Source organism: Nonomuraea terrae (assembly GCF_044465245.1).
GTDB lineage: Bacteria > Actinomycetota > Actinomycetes > Streptosporangiales > Streptosporangiaceae > Nonomuraea > Nonomuraea terrae.
Window position 1 is genome coordinate 1,226,282 of sequence record NZ_JBITLL010000001.1, and the last position, 17,085, is coordinate 1,243,366.

Sequence of the window (17,085 nt, forward strand, 5' to 3'; positions counted from 1 at the left end):
CCCGGCGGTGTCGGGCAGATGATGTGCCGGACGTTCGGTGGCTTCCGGGGTTCGGGCCGGGTGGGTCAATCGGTTCTGAGGCGGGAGAGGGCGGCCAGGGACTCGACGAAGAAGTAGATGACGCGGAAGAACGCCAGCACATCCCCCCGTTCCAGCCGCAACTGCCGATACATCACCACCCGACCGGGATCGGCGCCCTCGCGCAGCTCGCGCCAGGTGTCCGCGCCGGCGGCCAGGACGTAGTCGGCCGCGCTCGGGTCGGAGCTGATCTCCGCCTCCGCGCACTTGCCGTCCTTCCAGCGCAGCACCAGATATTCGCCCGTTTCCCGCACGCCGAGCGCCCAGGTGGCGGTGTAGCCGGTGCGAGCGCGGTCGATCCAGTTCCAGTACGTCGGCAGTTTGCCCGCCCGCTCGGGACCGGCGTCCACGGCGGCCCGGGCGGCTTCGGCCCATTCCGAGGTGAAGAAACGCATGTGTCAGCCTCCGGCCAGCTCGGGCTCGATGCGGGAGACCATCTCGCGGATGTCGGGCGGGATCGCGATGCCGACGTCCGTGAGCTTCATGTGGAGCTGGCGGATCATGAGCCGCCTGACCTCCTCAGGCGTCCAGCCGAGCGACTCCAGCGCGAGCCGGCGGCTGGCGGCGCCGTTGATCGCGAGGATCGTCCGCAGCGTCTCGTGGATCTGCAGCAGCAGACGCGGATCCTCCTGCACGGAGTCGCGCAGGAACCGCATCCCGAACTGCACGTGTCTGGCCTCGTCGCGGCACGTGGCGGTGAACCCGGTGTAGTAACCGGGCAGGAACCCCCGCTCCCGGCAGTACGTCAGCGTGATCTTCATGACCGACAGCGCCAGCACGCCCTCGATCCACAGGAAGTACGTGGTCCCGTACCGTACTCGGGCGGCCGGGTCCTCCGGGTCCTTGCGCAGCTCGTCGGCCTGGTAGGCGAGCAGCCCGAACGGGCCGACGAACGTCTCCGACACGTGCTCGAACGACGCGTCCAGCACCTCCTGGACGGAGTCGCCCGGCATGCCGACCACCTCGCGGTAGAAGCGGTCGAAGAAGACGGTGTGGCGGGCCTCGTCCTCGATCTGGCTGGACATGTAGATCTTGGACTCCTCCGAGCCGCCCAGCATGAACACCGGCAGCTCCACCTCCACCTGCCGCTCCCCGTGGTGGAAGCCGGCGGAGATGCCGACGAAGGCGTCGCGCTCCTCCTGCGTCATGCGCTCGCGCCAGTCGGCGACGTCCTGGGAGAAGTCGAGCTCGTAGACGTCCCAGCGCTGACGCAGGTACCGCTTGTACAGCTCGGTGTAGTCGGGCAGGCGCTTGAGGTCGCGGTGCACGTACGCGAGCACGTCGTCGATGTCGAGGTCACGGATGCCGCGCAGGTCGGATTCGGCGACGTTGGTCAGCTCGGTCATGAGTCAGCCTCCCCGAGGGCGACGGGCGCGGGGGTGCGGGCGGAGCGCCGCCAGGGCCCATTGAACATCACGATCGCCGGGATGAACAGGATGAGACACCCCAGGGCCACGAAGAGCCACGTCTGCCAGCCGGTGGCCTCGACCACGTGCGGGATGACGAGCAGGCCGATCACGGCGATGCCCTTGCTGAGGAACCCGAACAGCCCCCACGCGGTGCCCTGCAGGCGCGGGTCGGCGTCCTCGGCGTCCTCGGAGTAGTTGGCCATCCAGGGGGCGTACGCGACGCCGAGTGAGCCGCCGAGCAGCGCGCCGGTCACCATCAGCGTGCCGGTCGAGACGTCCTGCCGGCCGAGCTCGACGGCGAGGTAGGCGGTGACGAGGACGGCCGCGACGGTGCCGCCGAGGGAGAACGGCTTGCGCAGCCGCGTACGGTCGGACAGCCGTCCCCTCACGATCAGGGTGATGAGGTTGAGGCTCCAGAACGCCGCCATGATCGTCGATGCCTCCGCGCTGCTGACCCCGAGCGCCCCGACCAGCATGGTCTGCCCGAACAGGGACAGCGTCACGTAGAGGACCAGCCACAGGGAGATGCCGACGACGTGCGCCCAGATGTTCGGCCGGCTGAACAGGGAGCGCAGGCGTGGCGGCGCCGACAGGTCCACGACCCGGGTGGCGGCGCGTTCGGTGTGCTGGATTCTCGCGCGCAGCTCGGGTGACAGGTCGGCGATGTTGAGCGCGATGACGATCGAGATGACCAGCGAGAAGCAGCCCATGATGACGAACTGCGAGCGCCAGGAGTTGTCGAAGATCGGCAGGGTCCAGCCGGCCACGGCGGCGGCCAGGAAGTTCGCGCCGACCGGGCCCCACGTCCAGAAGCCGAACGCCTGGGCGCGTCCCAGACGGGGGGAGAAGTCGCGGATCAGCGGTGCGGTGCTGGCCATGGCGACGCCGTCCACGAACGCCAGCACGATCCGGACGATCAGCAGGTCGCGCGGTGTATGTACGAGGGTCATGACGAAGCAGAGCACCGCCGTCAGCGCCATGAGCGGGATGAGCAGGCGTACGCGGCCGAGCCGGTCGGTCAGACGCCCGCCCAGGATGGAGGCGATCGCGCCGGCCACCGCCGCGAGGCCCGACACGGTGCCGTACGTGGCCAGCGACATGTCGAGGTCTTCGAGCAGCAGGGGCACGACGGGCGCGATCTGCCCTTCGTAGGAGCCGATGAGGATGGCCAGCACGGCCATCGTGAGGATCTTCATCCGGCGTGCGCCGGTCGGGTATTCGTCGAGCTCGCGGACATAGGACAGCCTCATGGCCAGCCTTTCTTCTCGCCTCCCGGAGTCGTTCTAGAAGCTAGCTCTAGAATTGCCTTCTTGGATGCTGCTCCCCACAGGGGGCTCCGTCAAGAGTGAGCGAGACGTCTACGGCTAGAATGAAATTCTAGGATTCCGAGAAGTGAGGAGCCCCCCGCGTGGACCTGGAACTGGACGGTCTCGAGGTGTCCTTCGACCACACGGCCGTGGCCGCGCCGCGAATCAGGGATCTGCTGCCGATCTACCGTGACCTGCTCGGCGGCCGGCACCTGGGCGGAGGTGGCGACAACCGGGTCGCCGGTTACCGCACGCTCCAGCTGAGCTACGCCAACGGCGGCAAGGTGGAGCTGATGGAGCCGCTGGCCGGATCGACGTTCTTCGACAGCTTCTTCGAGCTCAGCAGGGGGCGGGGCGGCGTCCACCACCTCAACTTCCACGTCAACGACCTGGGCGCCGCCGTGGCACGCCTCACCGCCCGCGGCTACCGCCTGCACGGGCTCAACCGGTCCGATCCGCGGTGGCAGGAGGTGTTCCTGCACCCTAAGGAGGCGCACGGCGTCCTGATCCAGCTGGCCCAGCCGGGCTTCCGTGAGGGCGACGAGCCCCGCCCGTCCCTGGACGAGGTCCTCGCCGGCCAGGGCCGCAACGGCAACGGCATCCCCAGCCCCTGACTCCTCCGGCCCGACCGGATGCCGACCCACGTCGCACGATGCCGCGCCCGCCCGGCAAGCGGATGTGCGTGTCCCCGTGCCGGCCCGCCTCCGTCGTGATGGCGTCCACCTCCCGAGGCCCGCTCCACAACGCGGTCGTCACATCGTGGTGATCCGTGCACCAGCCGGGGCTCTTGAGCGGGGACAGAAGCTAGATCTAGAGTGTGATTCTAGAAACTATGAATTGGGGAGGCCGATGAAGCCGGCACCTAAGCCCACGCCCGAGACCCAGCCGTTCTGGGACGGCACGGCCGCGGGAGAGCTGAGGATCCAGCGCTGCCTGTCGTGTGAGCGGCACTACTTCTACCCGCGGCCGAACTGCCCCCGGTGCGGCGGCGACCAGGTCGAGTGGGTCCGCGCCAGCGGCCGCGCGACCCTGTACTCCTACGTCATCAACCACCGCCCCGCCCCCGGTTTCGAGGACGAGGCCCCGTACGCGATCGCGGTCGTGCAGCTGGAGGAGGGCGTGCGCATGATGACGAACATCGTGGGCGTGGAGAACGTCCCCGAGAAGCTGCCGCTGGACATGGAGCTGCAGGTGGTGTTCGAGCAGCGCGGCGACGTTCATGTGCCGCTCTTCGAGCCGGCGGGAGGCGCCCGATGACCGTAGTGATCGCGGGGGCGGCAGAGACCGACGAGGTCGGCAGGCTGCCCCACCACTCCACGCTGCAACTGCACCTGGAAGCCGCGAGGAACGCCCTGGCCGACGCCGGCATGACCATCCACGACATCGACGGCGTCGCGACGGTCGGCACCCCCGGCCCCATCCAGATCGCCCACGCCCTCGGCATCACGCCGGCCTGGCTGGACGGCACGGGCGTCGGAGGGTCGTCGTTCCTGTTCCACGTCCGGCACGCCGCCGCCGCCATCCGCGCCGGGCTGTGCCGTACGGTGCTCATCACCCACGGCGAGTCGGGACGCTCCCGCGTCGGCGCCGGCCGCTACGGCATGAGCCCCGACTCGATCCTCGGCCAGTTCGAGCTGCCGTACGGCGTGGTGGGGCCGCCGACGTCGTTCACGATCACGGCGCTGCGCTACATGAAGGAGACGGGCCTCACGCACGAGCAGCTCGCCGAGGTGGCGGTGGCGCAGCGGCGATGGGCCAACCGCAACCCCCGGGCCATGTTCCAGGACCTCATCACGGTGGACGACGTGCTCGCCTCGCGCATGGTCGCCTACCCGTTCCACCTGCTGGAGTGCTGCCTGGTGACGGACGGCGGCGGCGCGCTCATCGTCACCACGGAAGACCGCGCCCGCCGTTCACCGGTCTACCTGCTCGGCTCCGGCGAGTCGGCCGAGGCGCCGATGATCTCCCAGATGGAGGACTTCACCACCTCGAAGGCGTTCCGGTTGTCGGGCGAGGCGGCGTTCGCGGAGGCCAAGATCGGCCACGAGGACGTCGACCACCTCATGATCTACGACGCCTTCGCCCACGTGCCGATCTACGGCCTGGAGGATCTGGGCTTCGTCGGCCGCGGCGAGGCGGGGGCGTTCATCGCCGAGGGGCACACGTCCCCGGGCGGACGCCTCCCGCTGAACACCAACGGCGGCGGCCTGTCCTACACCCACACCGGCATGTACGGCATGTTCGCCATCCAGGAGTCGGTGCGGCAGCTGCGCGGCGAGGCGGCGGCGCAGGTGCCCGAGGTGGAGATCAGCGTGGTGCTCGGCAACGGCGGCATGTTCGCCTCCGCCGCCACCCTGGTCCTCGCCAACCGGCTGCCGTGAGACCCGAGGCCGGGCACGCCGTTCAGAACGGAAGCGGGGGCACCTGGGCGCGCAGACGCGCACCGGTCCCCGCGTCCGCGGGGAAACGTACGCGCCCGCGCGGGTCGATCGACACTCCGGTGGCGGGATCGTCGTCGAGCAGCAGCGCGCTGTCGAGATCGAGGTAGTCGGCCCAGGCCGCCAGCTGGGCGGTGGCCGAGATGCCCACGGTCGATTCGGGCATGCACCCGAGCATGACCGACAGCCCCTGGTCGCGGGCCGCCCGCGCCACCTCCGCGGCCGGGCTGAGCCCGCCGAGCTTCAGGGGTTTCACGTTGACGCCGTCGAAGCCGTCCCGGCAGCCGGGCACGTCCTCGACGGCGGTCACCGACTCGTCGGCGATGACCGGGAAGGCCGCCCGCCGGCGGACGCCGGGCATCTCGCTCCCGAGGGCGACGGGCAGGGGCTGCTCCAGCAGCGCCACGCCGAGCTCCGCCATGGCGTCCAGGCTCGCCAGGAGATCGTCGGGCCGCCACGCGCCGTTCCCGTCCACGTAGAAGGGGGCGTCCGTCTCGGCGCGCAGCAGCCTGAGGACGTCGAGGTGCTCGGGCCCGGCTATCTTGATCTTGTAGATGGGCCAGCCCGGCTTGTCGCGCAGCTTGCGCACCATCGCCCGCGGCTCGTCGAGCCCGATGCTGTACGCGCTGACGGCGCCGACCGCGCCGTCGGCACCGAGCAGGGCGCGCACGGGCCGATCCCGCACCTTGCCCCACAGATCCCACAGCGCCACGTCGACGGCGTGCAGGACGAACGGGTGCCCGTCGAGCCGTTCCCGCAGCGTCGGCCACAACCGGTCCGGAGCCGCGGGAGCGGCCTGTGCGAGCCACGGGCGCAGGCTCTCCAGAGCCGCGCCCATGGCGGGAATCGCGGAGTTGTACTGGGCGGTCCGGAACGCCGGGGCCTCACCGAGCCCTGTCATCCCATCGTGTTCGACGGCCACCACCAGCGCGGGAATCGCCTGGAAACCGTGAGCGGCCACCCGCCAGGGATCGCGTACCCGAAGCTCGATCTCGATCCAGCGCAACCGCACGCCATGCCCCCGATCAGCGGGAATATCTTGAGGTCAAGATATATCAGGCGTCCAGGTCACCAGGGCGTCCAGGGCCTCGACGTGGGAGCCGGTGACGAGCAAGGGGTTGATCTCCAGGGACTCCAGGCCGTCGCCCAGCGTCTCGGCGAAGGCCGCCACCCGGGCCACGACGTCGGCCACCGCGTCCAGGTCAGCCGGCTCGCCGCCGCGCACCCCCTTCAGCAGGGCCGCGCCGCGCAGTTCCGACAGCGCCGTACGCACCTCGGCGGCGTCCACCGGCAGCACCCGCAGCGCCGCGTCGCGCAGCACCTCCACCCAGACCCCGCCCAGGCCCACGGCCAGCGTCAGGCCCCAGGCGGGATCCCGTACGATCCCGACGAGCAGCTCGATCCCGCCGCCGCGTTGCGGCTGGACGAGCACCCCTTCCATCGCGGGCACCGCCTCGGCCAGCGAACGGTACGCCTGCCGCACGTCCTCGTCGCCGCCGAGCCCGAGCCGTACGCCGCCGATGTCGCTCTTGTGCCCCAGCCCCTCGGCGGCCACCTTGAGCACGACCGGGTAGCCGAAGCGCCCGGCCGCCGCCACCGCCGCGTCCTCGTCGCGTACGAGATCGGAAGGCACCACCGGCAGGCCCGCCGAGGCGAGCAGCGCGGCGGCGCGATGTTCGGCCCACACGCCCCGCGCCCCGCCGGGAACCGCCGCGGGCACGGCCGGAGAGACGGCCGGAGAGACGGCGGGGGAGCGGGACAGCAACCGCGCCCGCGTCTCCGACCATCGCACCGCCGCCCCGATGGCGTGCAGGCCGTGCTCGATCCCGCCCGCGATGTACGGATAGCCGGTCTCCTGCTGCACCCGCCGCCCGAACGCGGTGACGTCCGTCAGCACGTTGCTCACCACCACGACGGGCACCGGCGAGGCGGCGATCCGCTGGGCGCTGGCCGAGTACAGGGCGAAGGTCGGCGCTGGGTCGGCCGGCTCCACCCGAGGCGGCTCCGACAGCAGCATGACGATGTCGATCCCCGGATCGGCGGTGACCACCTCCAGCGCCCGGCCGAGCAGGGTGCGGTCGATGAGGACGTACCCGGTGACGTCGAGCGGGTTCTGCACCGTCCCGAACGCCGGGACGATCTCCCTCAGCCGCGCCACCGTCTCCGGCGCGAACGGCGGCAGCTCCAGCCCTTCGTCCTCGGCCCGGTCCGCGATGATCTCCGATGCCCCGCCGGACGGCGTGACGACGCCGATGCGCCGCCCCGGGAGCGGCCCGGTCGAGGCCAGCAGCCCGGCCGTGATGATGAGGTCCTCCAGCGAGCGCACCCTGATCACGCCGAGCTGGCGCAGCGCGGCGTCGATGACGTCGTCGTCGCCCACGAGCGCCCCGGTGTGGGCCTGAGCGGTGTGCGAGGCCAGCTTGCTGCGCCCGATCTTGAGCGCCACGATCGGCTTGCCCGCCTCCAGGGCGCGGCGGGCGACGCGGGAGAACTCGGCCGGGTTCCTGATCGACTCCAGGAAGAGCGCGATGACCTTGGTGGCGGGGTCGCCCACGAGGTAGTCGACGACGTCGGTGACGCTGACGACGGTCTCGTTCCCCATCGAGGTGAGCAGGCTGACGCCCAGGTTGCGGGCCTGCGCGAAGGCCAGCACCGAGCTGGCCAGCGCGCCGCTCTGCAACACCACGCCGACCGCGCCGCGCAGCAGCGGCTTCTGGATGGGCAGCCCGTACGGGGTGATGCCGGCGGCGGCGTTGATGTAGCCGTTGCCGTTCGGCCCGAGGATCGTCAGCTCGTGCTCGGCGGCGAAGGCGGCGATCTCGGCCTCCAACCGGGCGCCCTCCTCGCCGGACTCCCCGAACCCGGCCGTGAGCACCACGTACGACCGGATGCCCAGCTTGGCCCCGTCGCGCAGCACGCCGAGCACGGCCGCCGTGGGCACCATGACGTACGCCAGGTCCACCGGCTCCGGGATCTCCGCCAGGCTCCGGTAGGCGGGCGAGCCGTGCACCATGCCGCCGCGCGGGTTCACCAGGTGGACGGGGCCGGGGAACCCGTGCTCGCGCAGGTTGGCCAGCGTGCTGACCGACCATCCCGACTTGTCCGTGGCTCCGACCAGGGCGATGGAACGCGGATTGAACAGCTCGGCGACGGACATGGCGCTCACTACTCCCCGATGAGGCCGAGTTTGGCGTGTCCCTTGATCAGGTTGCGGGCGATGGTGCGGCGCTGGATCTCGTCGGTGCCCTCGAAGATGCGCAGCAGGCGCAATTCGCGATACCAGCGCTCGATGGGCAGTTCCTTCGTGTAACCCATACCCCCGTGGATCTGCAGGACCCGGTCGACGACCTGGTTGGCCATGACGGCGCCGTTCAGCTTGGCGATGGAGGAGGCGTGCCGCGCGTCCATGCCCTGCCCGACCCGCCAGGCGGCGTACAGCGTCAGCCACTTGGCGGCCTCGATCTCCACCTGCGAGTCGGCGATCATCCACTGGATGGCCTGGTACTCGGAGATGGTCTGGCCCATGGACTTGCGGATCTTGGAGTAGTCGATGGCCATCTGGAGCATGCGCTCGGCCGAGCCGATCGCGCGCGCCGGGATCATGTAGCGGCCCTGGCCGATCCACTGCATGGCCAGCTCGAAGCCCTTGCCGAGCTCGCCCAGGATGTTCTCCTCCGGCACGCGGACGTCCTGGAACACCAGCGAGGCAGGGCCCCACTGGCCCATGGTCGGGATCGGCTCCGACTTCCAGCCCATGTCCCGGTCCACCAGGAAGCACGTCACGCCGTGTTCCTCGGCCAGGGCGAAGACCATGACGAAGTCGGCCTCGTTGCCGCCCGTGATGAACGTCTTCTCGCCGTTGATGATCCACTCGTTGCCGTCGCGGGTGGCGCGGGTGCGGATGTTGCGGGCGTCGGAGCCCGCGCCAGGCTCGGTGATCGCGAAGCAGGAGCGCCGCTCGCCCTCGATGGTCGGGAGCAGGTAGCGCTGCTTCTGCTCCTCGGTGCCGGCGTAGAGGATGTTGTCGGCGCTGCCGCCGAACGAGAACGGCACGAACGTCCGGCCGATCTCCATGGCGATGATCGCGGACATGATCGGGCCGAGGGCCGCGCCGCCGTACTCCTCGGGGGTGTTGATGCCCCAGAAGCCCGACTTCCTGGCCTTGGCGCGCAGCTCCTGCAGCACGTCCGGGGCCAGCCCCGGGCGGCCTTCGCGCTCGTTGCGCAGCACCTCCGGCTCCAGCGGCATGACCTCCTTCTCGATGAAGGACCGGACGGTGTCGCGGATCTGCCGTTCCTCGGGGGTGAGCGAGAAGTCCACAGCCGCCTCCTGAGAATTTCTAGAATTGACCTCTAGGAAGACAGTCTTACTGTTGCGGGCTTGTGTCAAGAATCAGATTCTAGAATTTGGCGCGCTACGATGGCCGCATGGCACGCAAGTCCTCGTGGGAGTGGAGCCGTACGGCCCAGACGCGCAAGAGCATGCTGCAGGCCGCGCGCGAGGTCTTCAGCGAGCACGGCTTCGCCGACTCCAACGTCTCCGAGGTGGTCTCCCGCGCCGGCTCCAGCGTCGGCAGCCTCTACCACCACTTCGGCGGCAAGACCGAGCTGTTCCTCGCCCTCTACGAGGACCACCAGGCCTCCCACGAGCAGGCGGCGGCCTCCAGCGTGGCCAAGGCCAAGAAGGACGGCGTCAGCGACCCGGTCGAGCTGCTGATCGCGGGGGCGCGCGCCTACCTGGCCGGCGCCTGGGAGCGGCGCGACCTGGTCAGGCTCTTCATCGACGGCGACGGCCCGCCCGGCTTCGAGCTGTTGCGCCGCACGCGCGGCCGCGAGTGGGTGCGCCAGAACGCCGTGCTGCTGGGCGCCGGGGGAGATCCGCTCGACCGGTTCACCGTGGCGGTGCTGACCAGCATCATCGGCGAGGCGGCGCGCGAGGTGGCCACCTCCGACACCGAGGAGGAGGCCCGGGAGATCATCGAGGCGACCGTGACGCTGATCCACCGCCTCGATCCCCTCAAGTCCCTGCACGAGACCTGACGGGCGCCCGCCAGGCGGGCGCCCGTGACACCGGTCAGGCGACGACCGCACGGCCGCGGTCGAGCACCACCGTCCCGTCGTCCTTGGCGGTACGGAACACCACGTCCGTGCCGTCCACCCAGATCGACACCGTCAGCGACTCACCGGGGAACACCGGGCTGCTGAAGCGCCCCGACATCGCCTTGAACCGCGCCGGATCCGACCCGGCGACCGCGTGCAGCAACGCCCGCCCGGTCACCCCGTACGTGCACAGGCCGTGCAGGATCGGCCGGGGGAAGCCGGCCCTGGCGGCGAAGTCCGGGTCGCTGTGCAGCGGGTTGTAGTCGCCGGACAGCCGGTAGATCAGCGCCTGCTCCGGCCGCGTCGAGTAGGTCACCTTGTGGTCGGGAGCCCGGTCGGGCGCCGCCCACTCGTCGCGCGGCCCGCGCTCGCCGCCGAAGCCGCCCTCGCCCCGGATGAACACCGAGCTGCGCGAGGAGATCACCGGCTCGCCCGTCTCCGGGTCCACCGCCGTGGCCTCGGTGGTGACCAGCGCGCCCGAGCCCTTGTCGTAGATGCCGGTGACCTTCGAGGTCGTCCGCACCGAGCCCGCGGGCGGCAGCTCCCGGTGCAGCTCGAAGCCCTGCTCGGCGTGGACCAGCATGGCCGGGTCGAAGTCGCCGAAGCGCCGCCCCCGAGCCTGCGCGGCCAGCACGGCGAACGTCGGCAGCGCCCGCTGCCCCTTCTCCGTCGTGAACTCCAGCTCGGAGGTGCCGGCGCCGACGCCGAGCGCGTACAGCATGGTGTCCTTGGCCGTCCAGGAGCGCTCCTGCGGGTCGCCCTCGAGGCCGATCACGGAGTGGTCGAGCGGCATGTCAGTCCTCCCGTCCGGGGATGCGGCCGTTGGTCAGCGCGTTCGGCGCGGCCTTCTCGACCAGGGCGGGGATGACCGAGCCCAGCTCGGCCGGGTCCCACCGGCTGCCCTTGTCGACGCCCGGCCCGGCGTGCCAGCCCTCGGCCACGCTGATCACGCCGCCGCGGGCGTTGAACACCCGGCCGGTGATCGCGCGGGCCTCGGCGCTGGCCAGCCAGACGACCAGCGGCGCGATGTCGTCGGGGTCGGCGCCCTTGGCGCCCTTGGGCATGAGGTTCTCCGTCATGCGGGTGAGCGCGGCGGGGGCGACGGCGTTCACGGTGACGCCGTAGCGCTCCAGCTCCCTGGCCGCGATGACCGTCAGGCCGGCGATGCCCGCCTTGGCGGCGCCGTAGTTGCCCTGTCCCGGGTTACCGTAGATGCCGGAGGACGAGGTCGTGTTGATGATCCTGGCATCCACCTGCTCGCCCGCCTTCGCCTTGGCCCGCCAGTAGGCCGCGGCATGGCGCAACGGTGCGAACGTCCCCCTCAGGTGCACCCTGATGACGGCGTCCCACTCGTCGGCCGTCATGTTGACGAGCATCCGGTCGCGCAGGATGCCCGCGTTGTTGACCAGCACGTCGAGGGTGCCGAAGTGCTCGATGGCGGCCTTGACCAGCCGTTCGGCGCCGTCGAAGTCGGAGACGTCCTCGCCGTTGACGATGGCCTGGCCGCCCATGGCCTCGATCTCGGCCACCACCTCGGCCGCGGCCCCCGACGAGCCGGTGCCGTCCACCTCCGCGCCCAGGTCGTTCACCACCACCTTCGCGCCCTGCCGCGCGAACTCCAGCGCGTGCCCCCGCCCGATGCCCCTGGCCGCACCGGTGACGATCACCACGCGGCCTTCGACGATCCCGCTCATCCGACACCTCGATCCTTGACCGGCTGACGTTTGAATTGGATTCTAGTATTAAAATCTAGAAAGGACAGGCCCACTTGGCGCCGACGACCACGACCACCCCGATCGGCTACGCCTGGCGCACGTTGTCCGTCGTGAGCCTGGCCAGCGTGCTGACCGGGCTCGGCGGCAGCGCCATCAACGTCGCTCTGCCGGAGATCGCCCGGCACACCGGCGCCGACGCCACCGCCGCAGGCTGGATCCTTCTGGGCTTCCAGTTGACCACGACCGTCCTCATGGTGGTATTCGGGCGGCTGGCGGATTTGTTCGGCCGGCGCAGGATGTACCTCGTCGGGCTGGCCACGTACACCGTCGCCGCCCTGCTCGCGGGGCTCGCGCCGAACGCGTGGGTGATCGTCGCCATGCGCGTGGTGCAGGCGGTAGGGGCCGCCATGCTGCTCACCAACAGCGCCGCCCTGGTCAGCGACGCCTTCCCGCGCGAACGGCTCGGCGAGGGCATGGGCGTGTACGTCGCCTCGTTCTCGATCGCGGGGCTGATCGGGCCGACGCTCGGCGGCGTGCTGGCCGAGAGCCTCGGCTGGCGCTGGGTGTTCTGGTTCAACGTGCCGATCGGCGTGGTCTGTTTCGTGTGGGGGGCCATCGTGCTGCGCAGACCGGCCCCGGCGCAGCGCGAGGGCGGGCTCGACGCGGCCGGCAGCGCGCTCGTCCTGCTCACCCTCGGCGGGCTGCTGGTCGCGCTGTCGGAGTTCACCCGGCTCGGCTGGGAACACCCTCTCGTGCTCGGAGGGCTGGCCGCCTTCGTCGTGGGCCTGCCGCTGTTCGTCATCAGGGAGTCGCGGGCGGCTCACCCGGTCGTGGACATGAACCTGTTCCGCGAGCGGGCCTTCGCCTTCGGCACGCTGGCGTCGTTCCTCAACGCCGTCGCCCGCATGGGCATGGTCTTCCTGGTCGCGCTCTACTTCCAGGCCGTCAAGGGAGACGATCCCGTCCAGGCCGGGGTGAAGGTGCTGCCGCTCGCGATCGCGGCCATGATCGCGTCGGTGGTCTCCGGCTTCCTGCAGCGGCTGATGAGCGCGCGCACCCTCGCCGTGGCCGGGGCCGCGACGACCACGTGCGGGCTGGTGGTCATGCTGTCGGTGATGTCCACCGACATCCCGTATCCGGCGGTGGCGACCGGGCTCGTGCTCATCGGCCTCGGGTCGGGCGTGTTCCTGCCGTCCAACACCACCGCCATCCTCGACGGGCTGCCGTCCAACCGGCTCGGCATCGTCAACGCCATGCGCCTGATGGTGCAGAACACCGGCAACGTCGTGGGCACCGGCCTGGTCCTGTCGATCATCACCGCGCCGCTGCCCGCCGAGCTGCACGAGGAGGTCTTCGCCGGCACTCTCTCCCAGCTGTCAGGAGGCGCCGTCGAGCAGCTCGTCACCGGCTATCAATGGGCGCTCGGCTCCATGGCCGCCATCTCCGTGCTCACCGTGTTCGCCTGCCTGGCCCGGCGCAAAGCCGTCTGACGCAGACGATACGGTGGCGGACGTGGTTGAACGCACCCCAGCAGAACGGCACATCTATCCGCGTACGGTGAGATTCGCCGACGTCGACTCCCAGGGCCACGTGAACAACGTGCGCTTCCTCGACTACCTGGAGGACGCCCGCTTCGGCATGTTCAGCATCGATCCGTACGTCTCGGGCGACGAACCGTTCAAGGGCCTCGTCGTGACCCGGCACGAGATCGACTACCGCCGCCCGCTCGGCTTCCGGGCCGAGCCCGTCCTGGTCGAGACCTGGGTGACCGAGATCAGGCCGGTGCGCTTCACCCTGCGGTACGAGATCCGCGACGACGACACGGTGTACGTCACGGCGATGTCCGTCATCGCGGCCTACGACGCCGAGCGGGCCGCCCCGCGCAGGCTGACCGAGAGCGAGCTGTCCTACCTCAAGCGCTACCAGTCCTGACCCCGCATGAAACGCTGGTGGATGCTGGCGCTGGGTGTCAACGCGCATGCCGGTGTCACCCTGGGCCTGTTCGGTCTGCCCCTGGTCATGCCCGAGATCGAGCGGCACTTCGGGGTGCCGCTGGCGGTGGCCGGCGTGATCGCCAACGCCCCGGCCCTCGGCATCCTGGCCGCCCTCGTCGCCTGGGGCGCGCTGGCCGACCGGCACGGCGAGCGTCTCATCCTCGGCACCGGCGTGGGGCTGGCTGGCCTGCTGCTGGCGGCCGTCGCGTTCGTCGAGCAGACCTGGGCGGTGGTCGCGTTACTCGCGCTGGCCGGAGCGGCGGGCTCGGCCGCGATGGTCGGCGGCGGCCGGATCGTGCTGCGCTGGTTCGAGCCGCCCGAGCGTGGCGTCGCCATGGGCGTGCGCCAGGTCTCCTTCACCCTCGGCATGGCGATCGGCGCCTTCGCCCTGCCGCCCGCCGCCCGCGCGTACGGGCTGGGCGGCGTGCTGCTCGTGTGCGCCTGCGTCAGCCTGGTGGCCGCCGTGCTGGCCGGGATCTTCCTGGCCGAGCCGCCGCGCGCGATCACCGCGTCCGGCCCGGTGGCGGCCGGCTCGCCGTACCGGCAGCCGGCGCTGTGGCGGGTGCACGCCACCAGCGCCCTGCACGCCGTGCCGCAGGTGATCGTCAGCACGTACGGCGTGACCTGCCTGGTCCGCCTGTACGGCTGGGACGTCGTGGCCGCCGGTCAGCTCTTCGGCGTCGCGGCCATCTGCGGGGCCGCGGTGCGCATCGCCGCCGGCCGCTGGTCCGACCACTCGGGCCTGCGCATGCGGCCCCTGCTCCTGCTCACCCTGGCCAACCTGGTCGTGCTCGCGTTATTGGTGGCCGGCACCCTCACCCGCACCACGCTGGGCGCGGCCATGCTGGCCGTGGCCTCCGTGATGACCGTGGCCGGCAACGGGCTCGCCTACCTCAGGGCGGGCGAGCTGGCCGGGCCCGCGTGGGCGGGCCGGGTGCTCGGCACCCACAACACCCTGCAGAACGTCGTCTCCCTCGCGGTCACGCCGCTGGCCGGCGTGCTGATCACCGGCAGCGGCTACGGGGTGGCCTTCGCGGCCGGGCTGGCCTGCGCGCTCATCTCCCTGCCGGTGATCCCGTTCCGGCGGGAGCAGTCAGCCGGGCTGTGAGCCGCGCTCGAGCCACACCGCCGTGTCGGGCGGCAGCATGCCCCTGCGGACCGGGCCGCTCGCCAGGAGCACGCTGTCGTGCCCGGGCAGCGGAACGGCGTGCGTGCCGCAGTTGATCGCGCAGATCAGCGGGCCGCGGGTGAAGAAAAGCACACCCTCGGGAGAATCCAGCCACTCCACGGTGTAAGGAATCCTTCGGAGCAGGTCACGACGGATCGCCAGAGCCCGGCGGTAGAACTCCAGCGTCGAGTCGGAGTCGCCCTCCTGCTTGTCCACGCTCAGCTCCGCGAACGTCGCCGGCTGCGGCAGCCACGGCTCCACCCCGCCCGGCGAGAACCCGTGGGAGGGCGGATCGACCGTCCACGGGATCGGCACCCGGCATCCGTCACGCCCCGGCAGCTTGCCCTCCGACTGGAAGAACACCGGGTCCTGCCGCGCCTCCGCCGGAAGGTCGGTCACCTCCGGCAGCCCCAGCTCCTCTCCCTGATACAGGTACGCCGACCCGGGCAGGGCCAGCATCGTCAACAGCGCCGCCCTGGCCCGCGCCAGGCCCGTGCCGGGATCGGCCGTCTCGTAACGGGTGCGGTGGCGTACGACGTCGTGGTTGGACAGCACCCAGGTCGCGAACGGCACCGTCGACAGCGTGTCGTCGATCACCTTCCTGAACGCCGTCGGCGACCACGGCGCCTCCAGCCAGGCGAAGTTGAAGCTCTGGTGCAGCTCGTCGGGGCGCACGTAGCGGGCGAGGTCCTCGGGACTGTCGGTCCACACCTCGCCCACGGCCATCCGCTCGCCCGGATAGGCGTCGAGCAGCCGCCGCCAGTCGCGGTAGACGCCGTGCACCTCCGGCTGCCCCCACACCGGCGAGGACGTCGTGAACGACTGGTCGCCGACGTCGGGCAGGCCCTCCGCCTTGTACAGGCCCATCGCCACGTCGATGCGGAACCCGTCCACCCCGCGGTCCAGCCAGAAGCGCAGGACGTCGAGGAACTCGGCGTGCACCTCCGGGTTGCGCCAGTTGAAGTCGGGCTGCCCGGGCGCGAACAGGTGCAGGTAGTACTGGCCGTCCTCCACCTGCGTCCAGGCGGGTCCGCCGAAGGTGGACTGCCAGTTGTTGGGCCGGTCGCGGAAGACGTACCGGTCGCGGCCCTCGCCCCGCAGGGCCGCCTGGAACCAGGGATGCTCGGAAGAGCTGTGGTTGGGGACGATGTCGACCAGCACCCGCAGGCCGAGCTCGTGCGCGTCGGTGACGAGCGCCTCGAAGTCGGCCAGCGTGCCGAACAGCGGGTCGACGCCGCGGTAGTCCGCCACGTCGTAGCCGCCGTCGGCCATGGGGGAGGGGTAGAACGGGGTCAGCCAGATGGCGTCGACCCCCAGGTCACGGAGGTAGGGCAGGCGCTCGCGCACCCCGGGCAGATCGCCGACGCCGTCACCCGACGCGTCGGCGAAGCTGCGAACGTAGATCTCGTAGACGACCGCGTCACGCCACCAGGGGATATTCATGAGGCGTGTCATGCCCCGTTATGTAGGTGCGTTCACCATACTTTGGGCCGCGTAGACCAGATAGTCCCAGAGCCTGGTCTCCTGCTCCTCGGGCAGTTCGAGCGAGTCGACCGCGTCACGCATGTGGCGCAACCAGGCGTCGCGCTCGGCCTCGCCGATCACGAACGGCACGTGCCGCATGCGCAGCCGGGGGTGGCCGCGCTGCTCGCTGTAGGTCTTGGGACCGCCCCAGTATTGGATCAGGAAGCCCCGGAGCCGCTCCTCGGCGCCGGTCAGGTCGGCCTCCGGATAGAGGGGGCGCAGCAGCGGGTCTTCCGCGACCCCCTCGTAGAAGCGATGCACCAGGCGCCGGAAGGTCTCCTCGCCGCCGACGGCGTCGTAGAAGGAGGTGTCTGTCACGATTCTTAGACTAGGGGGTGCCGCGTGCAGCGGCA

General features: G+C 70.8%; 16 protein-coding genes and 1 pseudogene. 7 read left to right on the forward strand and 10 right to left on the reverse strand.

The genetic code is table 11. The features are described 5' to 3' along the window. Positions 1 to 65: 65 nt before the first annotated feature. Genes ACIBP6_RS05735 through ACIBP6_RS05745 form a run of 3 tightly spaced genes read right to left on the reverse strand, consistent with a single transcriptional unit; the run spans position 66 to position 2,737 of the window. The gene (locus tag ACIBP6_RS05735) at positions 66 to 473 is read right to left on the reverse strand and encodes a hypothetical protein (protein WP_397049101.1); all 408 of its coding nucleotides are present in this window, start codon (positions 471 to 473) and stop codon (positions 66 to 68) included. Between the two features lie 3 nt (positions 474 to 476). Further along, complete coding sequence (locus ACIBP6_RS05740; protein WP_397049103.1) at positions 477 to 1,424, reverse strand: ribonucleotide-diphosphate reductase subunit beta; 948 nt, start codon at positions 1,422 to 1,424, stop codon at positions 477 to 479. Next, positions 1,421 to 2,737 (reverse strand): MFS transporter, encoded by a 1,317-nt coding sequence (locus ACIBP6_RS05745; protein WP_397049105.1) that lies wholly within the window; start codon positions 2,735 to 2,737, stop codon positions 1,421 to 1,423. The genes ACIBP6_RS05740 and ACIBP6_RS05745 overlap by 4 nt, the downstream gene beginning before the upstream one ends. Before the next feature lie 158 nt (positions 2,738 to 2,895). Between ACIBP6_RS05745 and ACIBP6_RS05750 the strand changes: the two genes are divergently transcribed. The 3 genes from ACIBP6_RS05750 to ACIBP6_RS05760 all read left to right on the forward strand — a co-directional run bounded on the left by ACIBP6_RS05750 (position 2,896) and on the right by ACIBP6_RS05760 (position 5,175). Then, positions 2,896 to 3,408 carry a VOC family protein gene (locus ACIBP6_RS05750; protein ID WP_397049107.1) on the forward strand — a complete coding sequence of 171 codons (513 nt, stop codon included), beginning with the start codon at positions 2,896 to 2,898 and terminating at the stop codon, positions 3,406 to 3,408. A gap of 235 nt (positions 3,409 to 3,643) precedes the next feature. Next, entirely contained in the window at positions 3,644 to 4,051 is a 408-nt protein-coding gene (locus tag ACIBP6_RS05755) for a Zn-ribbon domain-containing OB-fold protein (RefSeq protein WP_397049109.1), read from the forward strand. Beyond that, entirely contained in the window at positions 4,048 to 5,175 is a 1,128-nt protein-coding gene (locus ACIBP6_RS05760) for a thiolase C-terminal domain-containing protein (RefSeq protein ID WP_397049110.1), read from the forward strand. The genes ACIBP6_RS05755 and ACIBP6_RS05760 overlap by 4 nt, the downstream gene beginning before the upstream one ends. A gap of 22 nt (positions 5,176 to 5,197) precedes the next feature. Here ACIBP6_RS05760 and ACIBP6_RS05765 read toward each other — a convergent pair whose 3' ends face one another. From ACIBP6_RS05765 to ACIBP6_RS05775, 3 genes are read right to left on the reverse strand one after another with little or no spacing between them, the layout of a single operon-like run. Continuing rightward, complete coding sequence (locus ACIBP6_RS05765) at positions 5,198 to 6,244, reverse strand: enolase C-terminal domain-like protein (RefSeq protein WP_397049111.1); 1,047 nt, start codon at positions 6,242 to 6,244, stop codon at positions 5,198 to 5,200. 33 nt (positions 6,245 to 6,277) lie between these two features. Continuing rightward, complete coding sequence (locus tag ACIBP6_RS05770; protein ID WP_397049320.1) at positions 6,278 to 8,389, reverse strand: acetate--CoA ligase family protein; 2,112 nt, start codon at positions 8,387 to 8,389, stop codon at positions 6,278 to 6,280. 8 nt (positions 8,390 to 8,397) lie between these two features. Further along, positions 8,398 to 9,552 carry an acyl-CoA dehydrogenase family protein gene (locus ACIBP6_RS05775; protein ID WP_397049113.1) on the reverse strand — a complete coding sequence of 385 codons (1,155 nt, stop codon included), beginning with the start codon at positions 9,550 to 9,552 and terminating at the stop codon, positions 8,398 to 8,400. A gap of 107 nt (positions 9,553 to 9,659) precedes the next feature. Between ACIBP6_RS05775 and ACIBP6_RS05780 the strand changes: the two genes are divergently transcribed. Further along, positions 9,660 to 10,271 carry a TetR/AcrR family transcriptional regulator gene (locus ACIBP6_RS05780; RefSeq protein WP_132614656.1) on the forward strand — a complete coding sequence of 204 codons (612 nt, stop codon included), beginning with the start codon at positions 9,660 to 9,662 and terminating at the stop codon, positions 10,269 to 10,271. A 34-nt stretch (positions 10,272 to 10,305) separates the two neighbouring features. Here the strand turns inward: ACIBP6_RS05780 and ACIBP6_RS05785 are convergent, their stop codons facing one another. Continuing rightward, the gene (locus ACIBP6_RS05785; RefSeq protein ID WP_397049116.1) at positions 10,306 to 11,124 is read right to left on the reverse strand and encodes a MaoC/PaaZ C-terminal domain-containing protein; all 819 of its coding nucleotides are present in this window, start codon (positions 11,122 to 11,124) and stop codon (positions 10,306 to 10,308) included. A gap of 1 nt (position 11,125) precedes the next feature. Further along, positions 11,126 to 12,025 (reverse strand): SDR family oxidoreductase, encoded by a 900-nt coding sequence (locus tag ACIBP6_RS05790; protein ID WP_397049118.1) that lies wholly within the window; start codon positions 12,023 to 12,025, stop codon positions 11,126 to 11,128. Between the two features lie 74 nt (positions 12,026 to 12,099). Between ACIBP6_RS05790 and ACIBP6_RS05795 the strand changes: the two genes are divergently transcribed. The 3 genes from ACIBP6_RS05795 to ACIBP6_RS05805 are packed head-to-tail and all read left to right on the forward strand — an operon-like array spanning position 12,100 to position 15,148. Next, entirely contained in the window at positions 12,100 to 13,536 is a 1,437-nt protein-coding gene (locus ACIBP6_RS05795; RefSeq protein WP_397049120.1) for an MFS transporter, read from the forward strand. A gap of 22 nt (positions 13,537 to 13,558) precedes the next feature. Next, positions 13,559 to 13,978, forward strand: a complete 420-nt coding sequence (locus ACIBP6_RS05800; RefSeq protein ID WP_397049122.1) for an acyl-CoA thioesterase — start codon at positions 13,559 to 13,561, stop codon at positions 13,976 to 13,978. Positions 13,979 to 13,984: 6 nt separating this feature from the next. Next, positions 13,985 to 15,148: an MFS transporter gene (locus ACIBP6_RS05805; protein ID WP_397049124.1), complete on the forward strand. Its 1,164-nt coding sequence runs from the start codon at positions 13,985 to 13,987 to the stop codon at positions 15,146 to 15,148. Here ACIBP6_RS05805 and ACIBP6_RS05810 read toward each other — a convergent pair. Together ACIBP6_RS05810 and ACIBP6_RS05815 are read right to left on the reverse strand one after the other, a co-directional pair. Beyond that, positions 15,134 to 16,651, reverse strand: coding sequence for a glycoside hydrolase family 13 protein (locus ACIBP6_RS05810; RefSeq protein WP_397049126.1), 1,518 nt, complete (start codon positions 16,649 to 16,651; stop codon positions 15,134 to 15,136). The genes ACIBP6_RS05805 and ACIBP6_RS05810 overlap by 15 nt on opposite strands. A gap of 24 nt (positions 16,652 to 16,675) precedes the next feature. Beyond that, positions 16,676 to 17,050, reverse strand: a pseudogene (locus tag ACIBP6_RS05815) (globin); the annotation flags it as partial. Between the last annotated feature and the right edge of the window lie 35 nt (positions 17,051 to 17,085).

What these genes read in the sequence shown, in the direction of transcription:
- ACIBP6_RS05735 (WP_397049101.1), bottom strand. Translation starts at nt 473, where the DNA reads ATGCGTTTCTTCACCTCGGAATGGGCCGAAGCCGCCCGGGCCGCCGTG.
- ACIBP6_RS05740 (WP_397049103.1), bottom strand. Translation starts at nt 1,424, where the DNA reads ATGACCGAGCTGACCAACGTCGCCGAATCCGACCTGCGCGGCATCCGT.
- ACIBP6_RS05745 (WP_397049105.1), bottom strand. Translation starts at nt 2,737, where the DNA reads ATGAGGCTGTCCTATGTCCGCGAGCTCGACGAATACCCGACCGGCGCA.
- ACIBP6_RS05755 (WP_397049109.1), top strand. Translation starts at nt 3,644, where the DNA reads ATGAAGCCGGCACCTAAGCCCACGCCCGAGACCCAGCCGTTCTGGGAC.
- ACIBP6_RS05760 (WP_397049110.1), top strand. Translation starts at nt 4,048, where the DNA reads ATGACCGTAGTGATCGCGGGGGCGGCAGAGACCGACGAGGTCGGCAGG.
- ACIBP6_RS05770 (WP_397049320.1), bottom strand. Translation starts at nt 8,389, where the DNA reads ATGTCCGTCGCCGAGCTGTTCAATCCGCGTTCCATCGCCCTGGTCGGA.
- ACIBP6_RS05780 (WP_132614656.1), top strand. Translation starts at nt 9,660, where the DNA reads ATGGCACGCAAGTCCTCGTGGGAGTGGAGCCGTACGGCCCAGACGCGC.
- ACIBP6_RS05785 (WP_397049116.1), bottom strand. Translation starts at nt 11,124, where the DNA reads ATGCCGCTCGACCACTCCGTGATCGGCCTCGAGGGCGACCCGCAGGAG.
- ACIBP6_RS05790 (WP_397049118.1), bottom strand. Translation starts at nt 12,025, where the DNA reads ATGAGCGGGATCGTCGAAGGCCGCGTGGTGATCGTCACCGGTGCGGCC.
- ACIBP6_RS05805 (WP_397049124.1), top strand. Translation starts at nt 13,985, where the DNA reads ATGAAACGCTGGTGGATGCTGGCGCTGGGTGTCAACGCGCATGCCGGT.
- ACIBP6_RS05810 (WP_397049126.1), bottom strand. Translation starts at nt 16,651, where the DNA reads ATGAATATCCCCTGGTGGCGTGACGCGGTCGTCTACGAGATCTACGTT.